22 protein-coding genes, 1 pseudogene and 1 riboswitch are annotated in these 18,616 nt (G+C 36.7%); of the genes and pseudogenes, 21 read left to right on the forward strand and 2 right to left on the reverse strand.

The genetic code is table 11. The features are described 5' to 3' along the window. The first annotated feature begins 16 nt into the window (after nucleotides 1-16). Nucleotides 17-1,030, forward strand: coding sequence for a PTS sugar transporter subunit IIC (locus ILT06_RS25635; protein WP_064476274.1), 1,014 nt, complete (start codon nucleotides 17-19; stop codon nucleotides 1,028-1,030). Nucleotides 1,031-1,073: 43 nt separating this feature from the next. Here ILT06_RS25635 and ILT06_RS25640 read toward each other — a convergent pair whose 3' ends face one another. Next, on the reverse strand, nucleotides 1,074-1,721 hold the full coding sequence (locus ILT06_RS25640) for a phosphatase PAP2 family protein (protein WP_064476275.1): 648 nt from the start codon (nucleotides 1,719-1,721) through the stop codon (nucleotides 1,074-1,076). A gap of 143 nt (nucleotides 1,722-1,864) precedes the next feature. On the opposite strand from ILT06_RS25640, the gene ILT06_RS25645 reads away from it, so the two are divergent. Together ILT06_RS25645 and ILT06_RS25650 are read left to right on the forward strand one after the other, a co-directional pair. Then, nucleotides 1,865-2,392 (forward strand): hypothetical protein, encoded by a 528-nt coding sequence (locus ILT06_RS25645; protein ID WP_064476276.1) that lies wholly within the window; start codon nucleotides 1,865-1,867, stop codon nucleotides 2,390-2,392. Nucleotides 2,393-2,447: 55 nt separating this feature from the next. Then, complete coding sequence (locus ILT06_RS25650) at nucleotides 2,448-2,600, forward strand: hypothetical protein (protein WP_002034624.1); 153 nt, start codon at nucleotides 2,448-2,450, stop codon at nucleotides 2,598-2,600. Nucleotides 2,601-2,873: 273 nt separating this feature from the next. Here ILT06_RS25650 and ILT06_RS25655 read toward each other — a convergent pair whose 3' ends face one another. After that, nucleotides 2,874-3,263 carry a hypothetical protein gene (locus tag ILT06_RS25655; RefSeq protein ID WP_088046852.1) on the reverse strand — a complete coding sequence of 130 codons (390 nt, stop codon included), beginning with the start codon at nucleotides 3,261-3,263 and terminating at the stop codon, nucleotides 2,874-2,876. Between the two features lie 152 nt (nucleotides 3,264-3,415). Here ILT06_RS25655 and ILT06_RS25660 point away from each other — a divergent pair, with 152 nt between their 5' ends. The 18 genes and pseudogenes from ILT06_RS25660 (at nucleotide 3,416) to ILT06_RS25745 (ending at nucleotide 18,575) form a co-directional block, all read left to right on the forward strand. Next, on the forward strand, nucleotides 3,416-3,805 hold the full coding sequence (locus tag ILT06_RS25660) for a hypothetical protein (RefSeq protein ID WP_141530027.1): 390 nt from the start codon (nucleotides 3,416-3,418) through the stop codon (nucleotides 3,803-3,805). A gap of 290 nt (nucleotides 3,806-4,095) precedes the next feature. After that, nucleotides 4,096-4,305, forward strand: a pseudogene (locus ILT06_RS25665) (hypothetical protein); the annotation flags it as partial. 120 nt (nucleotides 4,306-4,425) lie between these two features. Next, entirely contained in the window at nucleotides 4,426-4,668 is a 243-nt protein-coding gene (locus ILT06_RS25670; protein ID WP_141525236.1) for a DUF3937 family protein, read from the forward strand. Between the two features lie 528 nt (nucleotides 4,669-5,196). Beyond that, nucleotides 5,197-5,562, forward strand: a complete 366-nt coding sequence (locus tag ILT06_RS25675) for an arsenate reductase family protein (RefSeq protein WP_002129756.1) — start codon at nucleotides 5,197-5,199, stop codon at nucleotides 5,560-5,562. 41 nt (nucleotides 5,563-5,603) lie between these two features. Continuing rightward, nucleotides 5,604-5,987 carry a glycine cleavage system protein GcvH gene (gene gcvH, locus ILT06_RS25680; protein ID WP_088046856.1) on the forward strand — a complete coding sequence of 128 codons (384 nt, stop codon included), beginning with the start codon at nucleotides 5,604-5,606 and terminating at the stop codon, nucleotides 5,985-5,987. Between the two features lie 256 nt (nucleotides 5,988-6,243). Next, entirely contained in the window at nucleotides 6,244-6,588 is a 345-nt protein-coding gene (locus ILT06_RS25685) for a toprim domain-containing protein (RefSeq protein WP_000640866.1), read from the forward strand. A gap of 3 nt (nucleotides 6,589-6,591) precedes the next feature. Next, nucleotides 6,592-6,900, forward strand: a complete 309-nt coding sequence (locus ILT06_RS25690) for a thioredoxin family protein (RefSeq protein ID WP_081257354.1) — start codon at nucleotides 6,592-6,594, stop codon at nucleotides 6,898-6,900. A gap of 154 nt (nucleotides 6,901-7,054) precedes the next feature. Then, nucleotides 7,055-7,399 carry a hypothetical protein gene (locus ILT06_RS25695; RefSeq protein WP_064476281.1) on the forward strand — a complete coding sequence of 115 codons (345 nt, stop codon included), beginning with the start codon at nucleotides 7,055-7,057 and terminating at the stop codon, nucleotides 7,397-7,399. A 125-nt stretch (nucleotides 7,400-7,524) separates the two neighbouring features. After that, nucleotides 7,525-7,632, forward strand: a riboswitch (SAM riboswitch). Between the two features lie 201 nt (nucleotides 7,633-7,833). Then, entirely contained in the window at nucleotides 7,834-8,859 is a 1,026-nt protein-coding gene (locus ILT06_RS25700; RefSeq protein ID WP_000601755.1) for a methionine ABC transporter ATP-binding protein, read from the forward strand. Further along, a complete protein-coding gene (locus ILT06_RS25705; RefSeq protein ID WP_000359328.1) occupies nucleotides 8,852-9,517 on the forward strand; it encodes a methionine ABC transporter permease in 666 nt (221 codons plus the stop codon). Before ILT06_RS25700 ends, ILT06_RS25705 begins: the two co-directional genes overlap by 8 nt. A 23-nt stretch (nucleotides 9,518-9,540) precedes the next feature. Further along, nucleotides 9,541-10,353, forward strand: coding sequence for a methionine ABC transporter substrate-binding lipoprotein MetQ (gene metQ / locus ILT06_RS25710; protein ID WP_222655644.1), 813 nt, complete (start codon nucleotides 9,541-9,543; stop codon nucleotides 10,351-10,353). Nucleotides 10,354-10,425: 72 nt separating this feature from the next. Further along, a complete protein-coding gene (metQ, locus tag ILT06_RS25715; protein ID WP_088046858.1) occupies nucleotides 10,426-11,232 on the forward strand; it encodes a methionine ABC transporter substrate-binding lipoprotein MetQ in 807 nt (268 codons plus the stop codon). Between the two features lie 238 nt (nucleotides 11,233-11,470). After that, nucleotides 11,471-12,256: a Fe-S cluster assembly ATPase SufC gene (sufC, locus tag ILT06_RS25720; RefSeq protein WP_000929161.1), complete on the forward strand. Its 786-nt coding sequence runs from the start codon at nucleotides 11,471-11,473 to the stop codon at nucleotides 12,254-12,256. A gap of 15 nt (nucleotides 12,257-12,271) precedes the next feature. Next, complete coding sequence (sufD, locus tag ILT06_RS25725; protein WP_000152177.1) at nucleotides 12,272-13,564, forward strand: Fe-S cluster assembly protein SufD; 1,293 nt, start codon at nucleotides 12,272-12,274, stop codon at nucleotides 13,562-13,564. Further along, complete coding sequence (gene sufS / locus ILT06_RS25730) at nucleotides 13,564-14,784, forward strand: cysteine desulfurase SufS (protein WP_001020765.1); 1,221 nt, start codon at nucleotides 13,564-13,566, stop codon at nucleotides 14,782-14,784. Before sufD ends, sufS begins: the two co-directional genes overlap by 1 nt. Next, nucleotides 14,774-15,205: a Fe-S cluster assembly sulfur transfer protein SufU gene (gene sufU, locus ILT06_RS25735; RefSeq protein ID WP_000009525.1), complete on the forward strand. Its 432-nt coding sequence runs from the start codon at nucleotides 14,774-14,776 to the stop codon at nucleotides 15,203-15,205. Before sufS ends, sufU begins: the two co-directional genes overlap by 11 nt. 48 nt (nucleotides 15,206-15,253) lie before the next feature. Beyond that, nucleotides 15,254-16,651: a Fe-S cluster assembly protein SufB gene (gene sufB / locus ILT06_RS25740; RefSeq protein ID WP_001118829.1), complete on the forward strand. Its 1,398-nt coding sequence runs from the start codon at nucleotides 15,254-15,256 to the stop codon at nucleotides 16,649-16,651. A gap of 532 nt (nucleotides 16,652-17,183) precedes the next feature. Beyond that, nucleotides 17,184-18,575, forward strand: a complete 1,392-nt coding sequence (locus ILT06_RS25745; protein ID WP_081257355.1) for a bifunctional metallophosphatase/5'-nucleotidase — start codon at nucleotides 17,184-17,186, stop codon at nucleotides 18,573-18,575. The last annotated feature ends 41 nt before the right edge of the window (nucleotides 18,576-18,616 follow it).

The raw sequence follows: 18,616 nt of genomic DNA on the forward strand, positions 1-18,616 counted from the left end.
GGAGAAGGTGAAACAAATGAAGGAATATATAATGTCTCGTGTATTTAAAGCATCAGCTGGAATCGCACAAGGTATTTTCGTATCCCTTGGAATTGGTTTACTAATCGAAAATATAGGAAGAATTGTTGATATTCCAATGCTTATTACAATCGGGGTTGTTGCAAAATCACTTATGGCACCAGCCATTGGTGCCGGAATTGCCTTTATGCTCGGCGCAAATGGTCTTGTAATTTTCTCGGCTATGGTAGCTGGAGCGATTGGTGCCGGATCCATTTCCATTACTGAAGCGGGTCTAATCATTAAAACAGGTGAACCAATCGGTGCATTATTAACAGCAACTTTAGCTGTATATATTGGTAAACGTTTAAGCGGAAAAACTGCGTTAGATATGATGCTCGTTCCATTTGCAGCAATATTAGGTTCTGGTTTAGTCGGTATATGGTTATCTCATAATATTACTCCTGTGTTAAATACAGTTGGAGCATTCATTAAAGATAGTTCAGCTGGTAGCCCGTTCATCGCTTCTATTGTTATTGCAGTCGTTTGGGGACTATTACTTATCTCTCCAGCTTCATCAGCTGCGTTAGCGATCGCACTTAGCTTAGACGGTGTTGCAGGTGGTGCTGCTCTTGCAGGCTGCGTTGCTCAGTTTATCGGATTCTCTGTAATCTCAGCGAAAGAAAATAATTTAGGCGGTATATTAGCTCAAGCGCTTTGTACTCCGAAAGTACAGTTGCCAAATATCACTAAAAATCCAATGATTCTCGTCCCAACTGTCGTCGCCAGTGCTATAGTTGGTCCAGTATCTGCATTAATTTTCCAACTGGAAGCAGGAAAAGAAATTGCAGGTCTTGGATTAAGTTCTCTTATCGCACCAATTAATTTAATTTCTAGCGAAGGATGGGAAGTTGTCCCAGCGATGGTAATCACTTATATCATCATTCCAGTAGCTGTTTCTTATATACTTTACATTGCTCTTAAAAAAGCAGGTCGTATTCATTCTGGTGATATGACTGTACCGCAATCTTAAATTTTATATAGAGAAAAGCAGACTGGAAGCCACAGTCTGCTTTTTACATTTTGTGATTTTGTTTTACTGGAACACGTACAGTTTCTTTTGCTAATAAAAGCTGAACGCCGAAGTAAAGTATGCTTGCAAGCGTCATTCCAGAAATGGCGTCTACAAATGCGTGTTGCTTCGTAAATAGCGTTGATAAAATAATAAGCGTACCGAAGAAGGTAAGAATATAATATTCAAAAGCATGTTGTTCTCTACGTTTAAAGGCAGCTAGCATAATCACAAAGGTAGTAAGAACGTGAATGCTAGGGAAACAGTTTACCGGCTGATCGATACTATAAATATAGCGGACTAGTTCGGAAAATACGTCTGATCCAACGACTGTTGGACGTGGTACAGTTGTTTGCCAAAAATAATAAATAGAAAAACAAGCAAGTTTTCCAAAAATTATACTACTTAAAGTGACATAATATTGTTTTCGATCTGCAAAGCAATAATAAATAAGTGCGCCGTATAAGTAAGGAAACCAAAGTAAATAAGGAATAATAAATGCTTTCACAAATGGAATCCAATCATCTACTACAGTTGTGACATCTACTGCGTGTACAGTAGATTTATTTAATACATCGTAAAGGGGACTTACGAGTACGAGTAGAAGTATATAACTTAACGGAAGAAAAGATGAAAGTTTAAATTTCTTCATGATAATCTCCTATGTTTAGTAATGTAAGTAAATTCAATTGATTATAATATAGAAATGTCATTTGAGCTATCGATTTTACTTACATTTTCTTGAATTAACCTTACGTTTTCGTCACTTGACTTAAAAGAAGGGGAGGGTGCTAAATGAAGCGTTTATCGTATTTCTTATTTTTTATATTGATATGCCTAGTGAGTGCTGGGTGTGCAAAGGATAAAGAAGGAGAGAAATTAGAATATAACGGGAGAGCACTCGTAATTGGAGTTATTGGAGAAAAGCCGAAAGATACGTTTAGAAATATAAAGTTTGAAAATGTGAAGTTAGAGGAATTGGAAAAGAAATCTAAGGAAGTGGATGGTTTTCTAATAATGAAAGATCACTTTCAAGAAGCCTCAACAGAGCAGTATAAAGATGTATTTTCATCGCTAAAGAAACCAGTGTTTTTTATTGGTTTACAAGATAAATCATATTCAACTTTTATTACAAAAGGGATAGAGTATAACAGTGCACGAAAAGATGTAAATGCTATGTATACGCAAGGTTTTGCAAATATCGGAAGTGGTGAAGGACAACAATGGGCAGTTGGTTTATCGAATGGTGGAAATACAGAAGAAAGTATTCATAATATGTATATCGTAGTATTTCAAACAATTGCAGATTATTTGAATAGATGATGAAGGAGCCTGTAAACGAGGCTTCTTATTTTTTTATGTAGAAGCATATAACAATGTGATTGAGAAGCTCACGCAAGCTTTACAACGTATGCCAGATGCATTCGCGGCTGTAATGATACCGATTTATAATTTTATATCAGCTATTGCAGATTTAATTATAAAATTTAATAAAGCGCATCGAGTATTAGCTCGTTTTATCAAGGGATGATAATGTTAGTTCCACATCTCCCCCCTTGCGATTGGTATTGGTTTGTGGGCAAGTATGCAAGCAGCTTTAGCTTCATTATGGCCAATAAGCGTTCCTGTTGAGACTGGACTTGCGGTTATGAGTGGCTAAGGTATGGTTAGTGGCGTCTGCTTGAGCAGGAATTGCAGTAGGATATTCATATGCATATAAACATGTTTATTTATATACTCGCTTACTCTTTCTATACCTCACTACATCATAACGACTATGCCATAGTTATGTAATGGATTTCTGTTAAAAATTAGTATTAAATATCTTAATTGAAGTGCACTGCATTTCTACCCATTCATTTGTTATATCTTGCTCAATTCCTTCTAAATCAATTAGTATGATACTATCGTAGATATTTAGTGTTGCTAAGTTATCCTCACTGTTATAATCTAGCTTAGCAATTACTTTAAAGCCTTTACTATTCTGAATTATTGCATTTGCATTTTTATCTGAAAAGGTTATATTTGTATTCCATATAAATTCATCATCTATATGTATTTCTACATTATAGTTTTCGTTTTTTTCTGGCTTATCCCCATCACACTCAGCGATAAATGGATTGCTATCTACTTGAACTAAAACTTTATATCCATCTAATAATTTTTCTGATATATCCACTATTTTAATATCCATTGCTTATTACTCCTTTTTATTTTTAATATGGTACTCTAACAAGGGGATTGTCAACATTCATTACGTTATTTACGGGGACAAAGATCCATTTTTCTTTATGAAAGAAAAAATGTAAATAAGAGGATATGTATTGTGAGGATAAGGGGGGAATGATGTTGAAAACTATTAAAAATACATTATTATTTGTTCTATGTTTGGTAGTTCTTAGTGGTTGTTTTACAAGAGAGGGAACGATTGTTGGTGGTAAGGTTCATGGAGGTTCAAATAGTATAGATGGAAAGTATAAAAGTTTCACAGGTTTTGCAACTCAAGATATGGATGTAAAAAAAGGTGAAAGCTGGATATTTATCTTTGATGATAAAACGAAGCAAGGAACCATAAAGGCTTATGTTTTAGATTCAAATGATAATACAATACTGGAAGTTAATAGTGGAAACAGTAAAAATAATATTAAAGTGTCTAAAGATGATACATATAAAGTTAAAATTATAACAGAAGAACATGGTGGAGAATTTGAAATATCATGGAAAAAAGAAAAGTAGTTAAGTTAATGAGTATCGGGCTATTATTATGTTCTTAGGATTCGAATACCTTCCAAAGAGATGGAGAAAAAGGAAAGTTTCAGAAAAGTTTCTGCAAGCAAAATTTGCTGATGAAGGAAAAGGGATTTTGATTATTACTTATGCTATAGATTTATATGTAATATCTATTCCTTTAAAAGTAAAGAAATATAATTCACTTTAATTTGTATTGAATATAGAAGTGATTATGCTATGAAAGTCATGTGTATACATGGCTTTTTCTTTGCAGTAATTTCTTACCTGTCGGTGCTATTGCATCCGTTGTAGCGTTATGCGGCGGGTTATTCATTATGGTCGGTGGCCAGGAACAGGGATTTTCCCTTATTTCAAGAGCTGGGATTGTCTATATGGTGGTTCAACTGATTCTGTTATTTATGCGATTACTTGTTGGGATTGCTAAAGCTATTTTGTCCTACACTAGTAGGGCTTTTTTATTAAAAGTAGTTCCTCAATATTCATGAAATATGCAAATGTACATATTGTATTTATTTGGATATTTTCTATGTTAAAATTAAATATAGGGATTTTTGTATATAACGAACTCAAATCAGAAATATCCAATGAATTTTGAGAGGTGTTATATGTTTAAAAACAAGAAATTAATTCGATTTGGTCTAACATTACTTGTATGTTTATGTGTAATTGATTTTACAATCAGTTATTTTCAAGCATATCTCGAATCAGCGGCAGGTATTAAATGGGTAGTCTCAGAAACTTGGAGAACTATTTTGTTAGATGCCCCTGAAAGTATATTGGTTATTTTAGGCGCAATTGCTTTATATGATTTCACAAAAGAAACATCTCCAAAAGACGCATCCATTTAAATGCGTCTTTTTTCTTTGCAGTAATTTCTTCAACATCATGGAATACTCTCACTATTACGGCCAAAATCGTTAGTTCCTTTTATCTGTACGCCTTTGTCATTTAAAGTGTTTCCGGGTTCTGTGATTATAGGCTGAAATGGTTAAATAAACGTTTGTTTAAGATGTATGTTCGGTAGAAAGAAACCGATGCAACTCAAAGGTTAACAAAGAAAAGTAGGAAATTAATCAAACGTTTGTTTAAGGTGTATGTTCGGTAGAAAGAAACCGATGCAATTCAAGGGTTAACAAAGAAAAATAGGGAGTTAATCAAACGTTTGTTTAAGATATATGTTCGGCGTGGGATGAGAAAAAAATTTAAAAAAATTATATATTTATTTTTTCTTAATAAATGGCGGAAAAATAAGAAAAATTTGCAGGATTATTAAAAATTATCACGAAATAAGTAAAAGTTTAGCGAATAATCGTTTGAAATAATAAAACGTTTTCTATATGATAAAGGTAAAGGTTAGTAAAAAAGTAGGTGAATTTATGACAGTAACATTTTATTCATATCCAAAGTGTGGCACATGTCAAAAAGCAAAGAAATGGTTTGAGGCAAACGATGTAGCATATGAGATGATTCATATTGTTGAAAATCCACCGTCAAAAGAAGATTTACGTAATTTACATGAGAAAAGTGAATTACCATTAAAAAAATTCTTTAATACAAGTGGAATGCGTTACCGCGAACTTGGTTTAAAAGATAAGTTAAAGGATGCAAGCGAAGACGAAATGTATGAGCTTTTAGCATCTGATGGCATGTTAATTAAACGTCCAATTGTAACAGATGGAACGAGTGTAACACTTGGTTTTAACGAAGAGCAGTTTGAAAGTGTGTGGAAAAAGTACCAATAAGGTATTTTTACATAATTAATACATTCACTGGAGGTACAGTCATGAGCATTCCAAATAATTTACGTTACTCTGAAGAACACGAATGGGTAAAAACAGAAGGTAATGCGGTTGTTATCGGTATTACTCATTTTGCGCAAGGTGAGTTAGGCGATATCGTATTCGTTGAACTTCCTGAAGTAGGTGCAACAATCGAAGCTGACGAGCCATTCGGAAGCGTAGAATCTGTTAAAACAGTTTCTGAATTATACGCACCTGTAAGTGGTAAAGTTGTAGCAGTAAACGAAGAATTAAGTGACCAACCAGAACTAGTTAACGAATCTCCATACGAGGGTGCATGGATGGTTAAAGTTGAACTTTCTGATGCAAGCCAAGTTGAGAAGTTATTAACTGCAGAAAAATATGCAGAAATGACAAACCAAGACTAATTATAGTCGACTAAAGGACAGCCTTTGTGCTGTCCTTTTTTATTTTGTGTTACATAATACATTTAAAATCGAGTGTAAATGAATAAGCTATTATGGGAATGAACGTTTTTCGGTAAGGTTTCATGTGGCTTCGTAATCTGAACGAGCCGCTTGCGCTTTTCTTTTGCAAAAATAAACAGGAAACAACATGAAAATAACGAATATACTATATACTAAGTTAAAGGTTGTATAGTATATGGTGATCGGGTGATGACATATGATTTATGTGGAAAAAGTCATTATTGTAGAAGGTAAATCAGATAGAAGAAAGATTGAATCTATTATTCGTGAACCGGTGGAAATTGTTTGTACAAATGGTACAATTGGTTTATCGAAAATGGATGAGCTCATTGATCAGTTTTTTGATAAGGAAGTGTATGTACTAGTGGATGCTGATGATGCTGGAGAAAAGTTAAGGAAACAGTTTCGAAAAGAATTTCCGCAAGCAGAGCATATTTATATTGATCGCTCGTACCGAGAAGTGGCAACTGCGCCATCTTCACACTTAGCAAATGTATTATGGGGAGCTGACATTGACGTTTATACAGAATATTTACGGTAAGGAATGATAGAAGTGATTGATTGGACAGGTGCCGAAGCTACAGCCCTAATAGGAAATGAAGAAAAAACAGTGTTATATGTGTATACACCAATGTGTGGAACATGCCAATTGGCAAAGAAGATGTTAACGGTCGTTGAGATGACAATTGAAGATTTGAAAATTGGAATGTTAGATTTAAATTATGCCCCGCATTTAGCGAAAGAGTATGGGATAGAAAGTGTACCGTGTTTACTTGTTTTTGAAAATGGGACACTCATGAAGAAGATATATGCATTTCATTCGGTTGAATATTTATATACGGAATTAAAGTAGGCGGCAAAGTTTTTGCCGCCTCGACATATTTCTCGGGAAATATGTCGAGATGCAGGGTGGCTACAGTATTTGTCGAGCGAAAGTAACAGGATTGCTCTTTAGTGAGAGGGAATGGTATGTGTAATAGAAAGTGATATGAAGGATGTGATTTAGGGTGAAATTATATTCTTTGCTGCAATCATTTGTAAATTACGCTAATGGTCAATATCATTTAGAGCCGCTTTTAAGACAAGGAGAAAGAACTGTTAATTTCCGCTTTGGAGATGAAAGTTGTTCGTTACAAATTTCAAGAGATTATATAGAGCTGCTACATGAGGAACGAGGAACGGAGCAAATCGTTTGTGTAGATGAGGAAGATGTAAAACAATTGGTGAACGGAAATGTACGATTGCAAATGTTAATGAACGATGGACGTGTACAATATTCGGGCACGTATCGAACGATGCTATTAGTTGAATCGATGTTTCATATATGTAAGCCGATGTCAGTGGGTGCTTAAAAGTCTGAAGTTTCTTTTTTTACGAAAATTTCTGTTGACATGGCGTATGGATATTGATACAATTCAATTCATAAAATATAGACAATTTCATAAATTACAAATCAGACGAAAATGTAATCTGATTTCTCTTATCAAGAGAGGTGGAGGGACTGTGCCCTGTGAAGCCCGGCAACCGTCAACTTATGTTGAAATGGTGCCAATTCCTGCAAAGCAAATGCTTTGAGAGATGAGAGAGAGGGATAATGTTGTTATATACGCATATAAACCTTTCTGCTTCTCTAAAAGCGGAAAGGTTTTTTTGTTGTTTGAATGTGGAGGACATTCAAATAATAAAAGTAGTGATAACGGTGGACTACACGCATTAAAAATAAAAAATTGCGGAGTCGACCAAAAATCTAGCTTCAGCGGCTAGAACAAAAAAAGGGGTGAACATCATGATCTTGTTAGAAAATGTAAAGAAAATATATAAAGCAAAAAGCGGTGATGTCACTGCTGTAGATAATGCCAATTTAAAAATAGACAAAGGTGAAATCTTTGGTGTTATCGGATATAGTGGCGCTGGGAAAAGTTCGTTAATTAGATTATTCAATCAGTTAGAGAAACCAACTTCTGGCCAAATTACAATTGCAAATCGTGTGATTTCAGCAATTACAGGGAGTGAACTTCGTAAGGCAAGGCAAGAAATCGGAATGATTTTTCAGCACTTCAACTTACTTTGGTCACGAACTGTACGCGAAAATATCGAGTTCCCACTTGAAATTGCAGGTGTCGATAAGGCGAAGAGAAGAAAACGCGTAGATGAGTTAATTCATCTTGTTGGATTAGAAGGAAGAGGAGACGCGTATCCATCTCAGCTAAGCGGAGGACAAAAGCAACGCGTTGGTATTGCAAGAGCATTAGCTAACAACCCACAAGTGCTTTTATGTGATGAAGCGACATCAGCTCTTGATCCAGAAACGACAGATCAAATTTTAGATTTATTATTAGATATTAATAAGCGTCTCGGTTTAACAATTGTACTCATTACACACGAGATGCACGTGATTCGAAAGATTTGTAATCGAGTGGCGGTAATGGAGAAAGGAAAGATTGTAGAAACGGGTCCAGTACTTGATGTATTCCGCAATCCGCAGAAAGACATTACAAAGCGATTTGTACAGCAGTTAACGGATTCTGAAGATACAAATGAAACGATTGAAAGTTTAATTGAAAAGTATCCAGATGGTAAAGTAATTCGTTTGCAGTTTATCGGTGAAGCTGTAGAAAGACCAGTACTTCAAAGATTAATGCAACGCAGTGATATAGAAGTTAGCATTTTGCAAGGAAACATCGCACAAACGAATAACGGCTCTTACGGTAGTTTAGTTGTTCATTTAAATGGTGAGGAAACAGCGATTCAGCAAGCAATAGAGGGAATACATCAAGATCAAGTAGAGCTGGAGGTGATTGCACATGGATAAGTTAATTGCAAATGTTGATTGGAATCAAATGTTAGAAGCAACTGGTGAAACGTTATATATGACGGCAATCGCAGCTCTTGCCACATTTGTATTAGGACTAATTTTAGGATTGTTACTCTTTATGACAGCGAAAGATAATTTATGGGAAAACAAAGCGGTTAACACGGGGATTGGAGCGTTCGTAAACATTTTCCGCTCGATACCGTTCATCATTTTAATCATTTTATTAATCCCATTCACAAAGATTCTGCTTGGAACAATTCTTGGAGCGAGTGCAGCACTTCCAGCTTTAATTATTGGAGCGGCACCATTTTACGCAAGAATGGTTGAAATTGCGCTTCGTGAAATTGATAAAGGTGTAATTGAAGCTTCGAAAGCAATGGGAGCAAAAACAAGCACAATTATTTTGAAAGTGTTAATTCCAGAATCGTTACCAGCATTAGTATCTGGTATCACGGTTACGACAATTGCTTTAGTAGGCTATACAGCAATGGCGGGAGTTGTTGGTGCTGGTGGCCTTGGAACGCTTGCTTATTTAGAAGGATTCCAACGAGGAAATAACGATGTAACAATCGTTGCGACAATTTGTGTATTATTAGTTGTATTTTTCATTCAGTGGATTGGTGATAGTTTAACGACTCGAATAGATAAACGATAATAAAAAATGGGAGGATATTTCAAATGAAAAAATTATTACTTACAGCACTTATTTCAACTTCAATTTTTGGGTTAGCTGCTTGTGGCGGGAAAGATAAAGATGAAAAGAAACTTGTTGTTGGTGCTTCTAACGTACCGCACGCTGAAATTTTAGAAAAGGCGAAACCGTTACTTGAGAAAAAAGGAATTGAATTAGAAGTGAAAAAGTTCCAAGATTACGTGTTACCAAATAAATCGTTATCGGATAAGGATTTAGATGCAAACTACTTCCAGCACATTCCGTATTTAGAAAAAGAAATGAAAGATAAAAAATATGATTTTGAAATAGCAGGGAAAATTCATTTAGAGCCAATCGGTGTATATTCTCAAAAATATAAGAGCTTAAAAGAACTTCCAGACGGGGCGACAATTATTATGAGTAATTCCGTTACTGACCATGGACGTGGTTTAGCGATTTTACAAAAAGAAGGCATTTTAAAAATTAAAGACGGAGTAGATCCAGTTAGTGCAACTCAAAAAGATATTGCAGATAATCCGAAAAACTTAAAGTTCAAAACGGATATTGAGCCTGGTTTATTACCACAAGTGTATAACAATAAAGAAGGCGACGCTGTTTTAATTAACTCGAACTATGCAATTGATGCGAAATTAAACCCAGAAAAAGATGCAATGGCAATTGAAGGTGATGATTCTCCATACGCAAACGTATTAGTGGTTCGTAAAGGTGATAAAGATAAAAAAGCGATTAAAGAGCTTGTAGAAGTATTGCATTCTAAAGAAATCGAAGACTTTATTACTAAAGAATATAAAGGAGCGGTTGTTCCTGTAAAAGAATAATTGCTGAAAAGGGCTGGTGTATGCCGGCCCTTTTTTATAACTACATAACTATAAGGGAGAAGGGGACATCATATGAAAAAGATTCTACTGTCAGTTGTTACAGCGCTGTCTGTATTTACATTAGCTGCTTGCGGAGGGAAAGATGAGAATAAGCTTGTTGTAGGAGCTTCTAACGTGCCGCACGCCGTTATTTTAGAAAAGGCACAGCCGATATTAGAGAAAAAGGGTATTAAATTAGAAATTAAAAAATTCCAAGATTATGTTCTGCCGAATAAAGCATTAGCGGATAAGGAAATTGATGCAAACTACTTCCAGCACATTCCTTACTTAGATAAAGAAATTCAAGAAAAGGGATATAAAATTGTAAACGCAGGAAAAATCCATTTAGAGCCAATGGGCATTTATTCTAAGAAATATAAAAGTTTAAAAGAACTTCCAGATGGCGGAACAGTTATTATGAGTAACAACGTAGCGGAGCGTGGCCGTATGCTCGCATTGTTACAAAAAGGCGGCGTTATTAAATTAAAAGACGGTGTAGATGTTGTTAAAGCAACAGTAAAAGATGTTGTAGAAAATCCGAAAAACTTAAAGTTTAAAACAGATGTAGAGCCTGGATTGTCACCAAAGCTGTATGAAAATAATGAAGGTGATGCTTTATTCATTAATTCAAACTATGCAATTGATGCGAAGTTAAATCCAACAAAGGATGCAATTGCGATTGAAGGATCAGACTCTCCGTACGCAAATATTATTGCAGTTCGTAAAGGTGACGAGAAGAAAAAAGAAATTAAAGAATTAGTAGAAGTACTGCATTCAAAAGAAATCCAAGACTTTATTAATAAAGAATATAAAGGTGCTGTACTTTCGGTAAGTGAATAAACACAAGGAAAGGACTGGAAAATTCCCAGTCCTTTTTTCTTTATATAAATAAGAAGAAAGGTGTATCATATAAGGATGCAAGGGAAATACTTATATACATTTGTGAAAAAATTGTTACTTTTTTTCGTCGTTTGCGATATCATTTTATTTGATATAAGATTAGAATGAGAATAAAATGAGAATATGAACGTTTTAGGAATTTTTAAAATGTATATATAGGATTAATGGAGGTATTGAGATGGCTGGTTCTACATTAACGGTTAAAGACTTACACGTATCAATTGATGGCAAAGAAATTTTAAAAGGTGTAAACCTTGAAGTAAAAGGTGGAGAAATCCACGCAATTATGGGACCTAACGGAACAGGTAAATCAACTTTATCTTCTGCGATTATGGGTCACCCAAAGTATGAAGTAACAGAAGGTAGCATCATCATCGACGGTGAAGATGTATTAGAAATGGAAGTAGACGAGCGCGCACAAGCAGGTCTATTCCTAGCAATGCAATATCCAAGTGAAATTAGCGGAGTAACAAACGCTGACTTCTTACGTTCTGCAATTAATGCACGTCGTGAAGAGGGCGATGAAATTTCTCTTATGAAATTTATCCGTACATTAGATAAAAACATGGAATTCCTAGAAATGGATCCAGAAATGGCACAACGTTACTTAAACGAAGGTTTCTCTGGTGGAGAGAAAAAACGTAACGAAATTCTTCAATTAATGATGATTGAGCCAAAAATCGCAATCTTAGATGAAATCGACTCAGGTCTTGATATCGATGCATTAAAAGTTGTATCTAAAGGTATTAACCAAATGCGCGGCGAAGATTTCGGTTGCCTAATGATTACGCATTACCAACGTTTATTAAACTACATCACTCCAGACTTCGTTCACGTTATGATGAACGGTCGTATCGTTAAATCTGGTGGCCCTGAGCTTGCACAACGTCTAGAAGCTGAAGGTTACGACTGGATTAAAAAAGAATTAGGTATTGAAGACGAAACAGCAGAGCAAGAAGCGTAAGAGAGGAGCATAAACATGACAATCGGTACATTACCTTTCGATCAAGAAACAATCCGTCAGCGCGCAAGCGAAGTAAACGAAGCTGCTTGGTTGACTGAGTTCCGCTTACAAGCTCTTGCACAAGCAACTGAACTTCCAATGCCAACGCCTGATAAAACGAAAATTGAAAAATGGGACTTTATCGGAAAAGGCGACGCTGCTAAGCAAGAGCCTGTAAGTTCTTTAACAGAGCTTCCAGAAGCAGTGAAAAACTTAATCGATGAAAATAACAGCGTATTAGTACAACGTACTGGTACAACTGCATTCGTTTCTTTAGCAGACGAAGCAAAAGAAAAAGGTGTTATTTTTACAGACATCGTAACAGCTGCAACAGAGCATGCTGAATTATTACAAAAGTATTTAATGAAAGACGGCGTGAAGGTAGACGAGCATCGTTTAACTGCACTTCATGCTGCATTAATCAACGGCGGTGCATTTGTATATGTTCCGAAAAACGTTGTTCTTGAAACTCCACTTCAAGCTGTATTCTTAGTAGACGGCGAAGAAGCTAACGTATATAACCACGTATTATTCGTGGCTGATGCGAACAGTACTGCAACTTATGTAGAAAACTACGTTGCAAATGAAAATGCTAAAGGTATTGCAAATATCGTAGCAGAAGTAATCGTGGAACAAGGCGCACAAGTGAAGTTCGGTGCGGTTGATCTATTAGCAAAAGATGTAACAACTTACGTTAACCGCCGCGGTGTAGTTGGACGCGACGGCCGCATTGATTGGGCTCTAGGCCTTATGAATGACGGAAACACAATTTCAGAGAACGTTACGAACTTAATGGGCGACGGTTCATATGCTGATACGAAAACAGTAACAATTGGCCGTGGTAACCAAACGCAAAACTTTACAACTAAAGTTGTTCACTTCGGTAAACACTCTGAAGGTTGGATTTTAAAACACGGTGTACAAAAAGATAGTGCAACATCTATCTTTAACGGAATTGGTAAGATTGAACACGGTGCATCTAAATCAAATGCACAACAATCTTCTCGCGTTCTTATGTTAGATGAAAAAGCTCGCGGTGATGCAAACCCAATTCTTTTAATCGACGAAGATGATGTAATGGCAGGTCACGCAGCTTCAGTAGGCCGCGTAGATCCGTACCAATTATACTACTTGATGAGCCGTGGTATTCCAAAACGCGAAGCAGAACGTTTAGTCATCCATGGATTTTTAGCACCTGTAGTAAATGAGCTTCCAATTGAAGGAGTAAAAGCACAGCTTGTTGAGGTAATTGAAAGGAAAGTTCGCTAATGAATATTCATGAAATACGCAAACAGTTTCCAATTCTTGATCAAAAAGTGAACGGCAAACAACTTGTATATTTCGATAGTGCAGCAACTTCTCAAAAACCAATTCAAGTAATTGAAACGTTAGAACGTTACTATAAAGAATATAATTCTAACGTGCATCGCGGTGTTCATACGCTCGGTACGAAAGCTACCGACGCGTATGAAGGTGCACGCGAGAAAGTTCGCAAGTTTATTAACGCGAAATCAATGGAAGAGATTATTTTCACGCGCGGAACGACAACTGCATTAAATACAGTAGCGGCTAGCTATGGTCTTGAAAATGTAAAAGAAGGCGATGAAATCGTTATTTCTTACATGGAGCACCATAGTAACATCATTCCGTGGCAACAAGTTGCGAAGAAAACTGGTGCAACTTTAAAATACCTTCCGCTTCAACCAGACGGTACAATTTCTTTAGAAGATGTTCGTCAAACAGTTACACCGAATACAAAAATCGTTTCTATTATGCAAGTATCAAACGTACTTGGAACGATTAACCCTGTAAAAGAAATCGGAGCAATCGCACACGAAAACGGTGCAATCATGATCGTTGATGGAGCACAAAGTGCACCTCATATGAAAGTGGATGTACAAGATTTAAACTGTGATTTCTACGCATTATCTGCTCATAAGATGTGCGGACCTACAGGTATCGGCGTATTATATGGTAAAAAAGAATTGCTGAACAATATGGAGCCAATTGAATTTGGCGGTGAAATGATTGATTTCGTAGATTTACAAGAATCTACTTGGAAAGAGCTTCCGTGGAAGTTTGAAGCAGGTACACCGATTATCGGTAATGCAATCGGACTTGGTGCGGCAATTGATTTCCTAGAAGAAATCGGTCTTCATAATATTGAAAAGCATGAACATGAATTAGCGCAATATGCTTTAGAAAGACTATCAGAAGTAGATGGCGTTACAATTTATGGTCCAAAGCATCGCGCTGGTCTTGTTACATTTAATATTGAAGACGTACATCCTCATGATGTAGCAACTGTATTAGATGTAGAAGGCATTGCGGTTCGCGCAGGACACCACTGTGCACAACCGCTTATGAAGTGGCTGAAAGCTTCTTCTACAGCACGTGCGAGCTTCTATTTATATAATACAAAAGAAGAAATTGATACATTTGTTGAATCGCTAATCAAGACAAAGGAGTATTTCACAAATGTCATTTAATAATTTAGATACGTTATACCGTCAAGTTATTATGGATCATTATAAGAATCCTCGTAACAATGGCGTGTTAGAAGATAGTGTTACTGTTAACTTGAACAATCCAACTTGCGGCGATCGTATTCAACTTACGATGAAAGTAGAAGAAGGTATTGTGCAAGAGGCGAAGTTTGAAGGAGAAGGATGTTCTATCTCAATGTCTTCAGCTTCGATGATGACACAAGCAGTAAAAGGTAAGAAAATTGAAGAGGCACTTCAGCTTTCTAAAATTTTCTCTGACATGATGCTAGGAAAAGAGTACGATGACAGCATTGATTTAGGAGATATTGAAGCATTACAAGGCGTATGCAAGTTCCCTGCACGTATTAAATGTGCAACATTAGCGTGGAAAGCGTTAGAAAAGGGCTTAAACGAAGATAAGTAATGTTAAAGGTTCCTAAAAACGAGGTTATCTAAGGAGGGACACACCAACATGGCGAAGCAACTGCCAGATATCGGCGATTATAAATATGGTTTCAAAGACAAAGACGTTTCGATTTTCCGTGCTGGACGCGGTTTAACAAAAGAAATCGTTGAAGAGATTTCACGTATGAAAGAAGAACCACAGTGGATGTTAGACTTCCGTTTAAAATCACTGGATAAGTTCTATGAAATGCCAATGCCACAATGGGGCGGCGACTTAAACGACTTAGATTTCGATGAAATTACGTACTACGTAAAACCATCTGAGAAATCTGAGAAGTCTTGGGATGAAGTACCTGAGGAAATTAAAGCGACATTTGATAAATTAGGTATTCCTGAAGCGGAGCAAAAATATTTAGCTGGTGTATCTGCACAGTACGAATCTGAAGTTGTATACCACAACATGAAAGAAGACCTAGAAGCTCTAGGAATCGTCTTCAAAGATACAGATAGCGCATTAAAAGAGAACGAAGATATTTTCCGTGAGCATTTCGGAAAAGTAATCCCACCAACAGACAACAAATTCTCTGCATTAAACTCTGCAGTTTGGTCTGGTGGATCATTCATCTACGTTCCAAAAGGTATTAAAGTGGATACACCACTTCAAGCGTACTTCCGTATTAACTCTGAAAATATGGGACAATTCGAGCGTACGCTTATCATCGTAGACGAAGGCGCACACGTACACTACGTAGAAGGTTGTACAGCACCTGTTTACACGACTAACTCACTTCACAGTGCGGTAGTAGAAATCATCATTAAGAAAGATGCATATTGCCGTTATACAACAATCCAAAACTGGGCGAACAACGTATACAACCTAGTTACAAAACGTGCGGTTTGTGAAGAAAACGCAACGATGGAATGGATTGACGGTAACATCGGATCTAAATTAACGATGAAATACCCAGCAGTTATCTTAAAAGGCGAAGGCGCTCGTGGTTTAACATTATCTATCGCGATTGCTGGTAAAGGCCAACACCAAGATGCTGGTGCAAAAATGATTCACTTAGCACCAAACACGTCTTCAACAATCGTTTCTAAATCGATTGCGAAGCATGGTGGTAAAGTAACTTACCGTGGTATCGTACAATTCGGACCAAAAGCGAAAAACTCTCGCTCTAACATCGAGTGTGACACGTTAATCATGGATAACCAATCTACATCTGATACAATTCCTTACAACGAAATCAAAAACGATTACGTTTCACTTGAACACGAAGCGAAAGTATCGAAAGTATCAGAAGAACAATTATTCTACCTAATGAGCCGCGGTATTTCTGAGCAAGAAGCTACAGAAATGATCGTAATGGGCTTCATTGAGCCATTCACACGTGAACTTCCAATGGAATACGCAGTTGAAATGAACCGCCTAATCAAGTTTGAGATGGAAGGTTCTATTGGTTAATAGATAAAGTGGAAGCGCCCTGCAATGCAGGGCGCTTTTTTATGTTGTGCTGGGGTCTATTCAGTTCAGTCCAGGTAGGGATACCTGGGTGGATGTTCGGTTAAATATATCAACGATTTTTTAAATATATCGATCATAACTCGGAATATATCGACGATTCGACAAAGTAAGACAAAAGAAATTCTTCATATACCCCGCAACATTTTATATGAAAAGAGAACAACTGGAAGTAAGGCAAAGATATTGATAAACCCACTGGATAATCCAATCGCCCCCGACCTACCGAACTCTCTGTTAAACTTTTTGACAAATCCCCCGAACCCCAACCCAACCATCTAGAATCCTTCCAAACAATAGAAAAAGTTTTCATATCAAAAAGGGCAATCTTTTGCTTTTTCTCACAATGCGAGTACAATGTAAAATAGCAAGAAAAGACGAAAAGTATTTACAGGATTATTGCGTACGTGTAGCGTAAATGGCAGTAAGGAACTGAGAGGAGGTTTTTTCTCTGAATATAAATAAAGAAACAATCATCCACCTTTATCATACAAACGATATACATAGTCATTTTGAAAATTGGCCGCAAATTTCTCGGTTTGTACAAGGGGAGAAAAAGCGAAGACAGGAAGCGGGAGAGACCGTTTTGACGGCTGATATCGGCGATCATGTGGATCGTTTTCATAGTATTTCGGAAGCGACGAATGGACTTGGCAATACGAAGCTTTTGAATGAGGCGTTATATGATTATGTAACAATCGGAAATAATGAAGGAATTACGTTAGCGAAGGAGCATTTGAATCGTCTATATGATGATGCAGGATTTGAGGTGCTCGTTGCGAATTTATTTGAAAAAGAAGGTGTACGTCCGGAGTGGGCAAAGCCTTATAAATTACATACAACGACAGATGGGATTACGATTGCCTTTATCGGGTTAACGGTAGCTTATCCAGAGTTTTATCATATGCTCGATTGGCATATTGAAGATCCACTTATCCATTTAGAGTCTATTTTAGAAGAAGTGCGAGATGAGGCTCATATTACGGTTGTCCTTTCTCATCTTGGAAAAAGCATGGATGAGTATATGGCAGAGCATTATGATATAGATGTTATTTTAGGTGCACATACGCACCATTTATTTGAGCGTGGAGTTCTCATGAATAATACTTTACTTTGTTGTTGTGAAAAGTGGGGACGTTACGTTGGGCACGTTCAGCTTACTGTGGATAAAGAGACGAAGAAGTTATTGAAAAAGGACGGTAGGGCGATTAAAACAGAACGTTTAGGTGCTTATAACAAACCGTTATCCACAATTGAAATGCTGCAGGAAGAAAGTAAACATATTATGGCAGAGCCTGTCGTTCATTTAAAGGAATCATTACCGATCGATTGGTTTCATGAGACATCATTTTCTCACATGTTAGCAAATGCGCTGAAAACGTGGTGCGATGCAGAGATTGGCATGGTGAACGCTGGTGTACTTCTTGAAGGATTAGAAGAAGGTGTTGTGACGCGCGGAGATATTCACAGAATTTGTCCACATCCAATTAATCCATGTTTATTAAAAGTGCCAGGAAAAACGTTACGAGAAGTTATTTTGAAAGCGCGTCGCCCGAATATGGAGAACCTTGAGGTAAAAGGATTCGGATTTCGCGGAAAAGTGATGGGAAAAATGATTTATGCTGGTGTAGAGGTCATTCCAGATACGATTCCTGGGAATAAAATTTTACTCGAAGATGTATTGATTAACGGGGAATCGCTGGAATTAGATCGTATATATACGGTAGGAACGATTGATATGTTTACGTTCGGATACTTATACCCAGAGCTATCCACACTTTCTGACAAACAATATTATATGCCAGAGTTACTCAGAGATGTGTTAACAGACGTGTTGATAACTCATACATCTTCCGTCAAACTATAGGCTAGTTACTTGTAACACTCATTTTTCTCTTGTCATACAGA

Origin of the sequence: Bacillus sp. 17RED48, from assembly GCF_019837545.1 — a bacterium.
Classification (GTDB): Bacteria; Bacillota; Bacilli; order Bacillales; family Bacillaceae_G; genus Bacillus_A; species Bacillus_A wiedmannii.

Excerpts from the sequence above, each read along its gene's own strand:
- sufU (WP_000009525.1), top strand. The coding sequence starts at position 14,774 with ATGTCATTTAATAATTTAGATACGTTATACCGTCAAGTTATTATGGAT.
- ILT06_RS25705 (WP_000359328.1), top strand. The coding sequence starts at position 8,852 with ATGGATAAGTTAATTGCAAATGTTGATTGGAATCAAATGTTAGAAGCA.
- metQ (WP_088046858.1), top strand. The coding sequence starts at position 10,426 with ATGAAAAAGATTCTACTGTCAGTTGTTACAGCGCTGTCTGTATTTACA.
- ILT06_RS25685 (WP_000640866.1), top strand. The coding sequence starts at position 6,244 with ATGATTTATGTGGAAAAAGTCATTATTGTAGAAGGTAAATCAGATAGA.
- sufS (WP_001020765.1), top strand. The coding sequence starts at position 13,564 with ATGAATATTCATGAAATACGCAAACAGTTTCCAATTCTTGATCAAAAA.
- sufB (WP_001118829.1), top strand. The coding sequence starts at position 15,254 with ATGGCGAAGCAACTGCCAGATATCGGCGATTATAAATATGGTTTCAAA.
- metQ (WP_222655644.1), top strand. The coding sequence starts at position 9,541 with ATGAAAAAATTATTACTTACAGCACTTATTTCAACTTCAATTTTTGGG.
- ILT06_RS25690 (WP_081257354.1), top strand. The coding sequence starts at position 6,592 with ATGATAGAAGTGATTGATTGGACAGGTGCCGAAGCTACAGCCCTAATA.
- gcvH (WP_088046856.1), top strand. The coding sequence starts at position 5,604 with ATGAGCATTCCAAATAATTTACGTTACTCTGAAGAACACGAATGGGTA.
- ILT06_RS25700 (WP_000601755.1), top strand. The coding sequence starts at position 7,834 with ATGATCTTGTTAGAAAATGTAAAGAAAATATATAAAGCAAAAAGCGGT.
- ILT06_RS25670 (WP_141525236.1), top strand. The coding sequence starts at position 4,426 with ATGTTTAAAAACAAGAAATTAATTCGATTTGGTCTAACATTACTTGTA.
- sufD (WP_000152177.1), top strand. The coding sequence starts at position 12,272 with ATGACAATCGGTACATTACCTTTCGATCAAGAAACAATCCGTCAGCGC.
- ILT06_RS25640 (WP_064476275.1), bottom strand. The coding sequence starts at position 1,721 with ATGAAGAAATTTAAACTTTCATCTTTTCTTCCGTTAAGTTATATACTT.
- ILT06_RS25675 (WP_002129756.1), top strand. The coding sequence starts at position 5,197 with ATGACAGTAACATTTTATTCATATCCAAAGTGTGGCACATGTCAAAAA.
- ILT06_RS25655 (WP_088046852.1), bottom strand. The coding sequence starts at position 3,263 with ATGGATATTAAAATAGTGGATATATCAGAAAAATTATTAGATGGATAT.
- ILT06_RS25635 (WP_064476274.1), top strand. The coding sequence starts at position 17 with ATGAAGGAATATATAATGTCTCGTGTATTTAAAGCATCAGCTGGAATC.
- ILT06_RS25660 (WP_141530027.1), top strand. The coding sequence starts at position 3,416 with ATGTTGAAAACTATTAAAAATACATTATTATTTGTTCTATGTTTGGTA.
- ILT06_RS25645 (WP_064476276.1), top strand. The coding sequence starts at position 1,865 with ATGAAGCGTTTATCGTATTTCTTATTTTTTATATTGATATGCCTAGTG.
- sufC (WP_000929161.1), top strand. The coding sequence starts at position 11,471 with ATGGCTGGTTCTACATTAACGGTTAAAGACTTACACGTATCAATTGAT.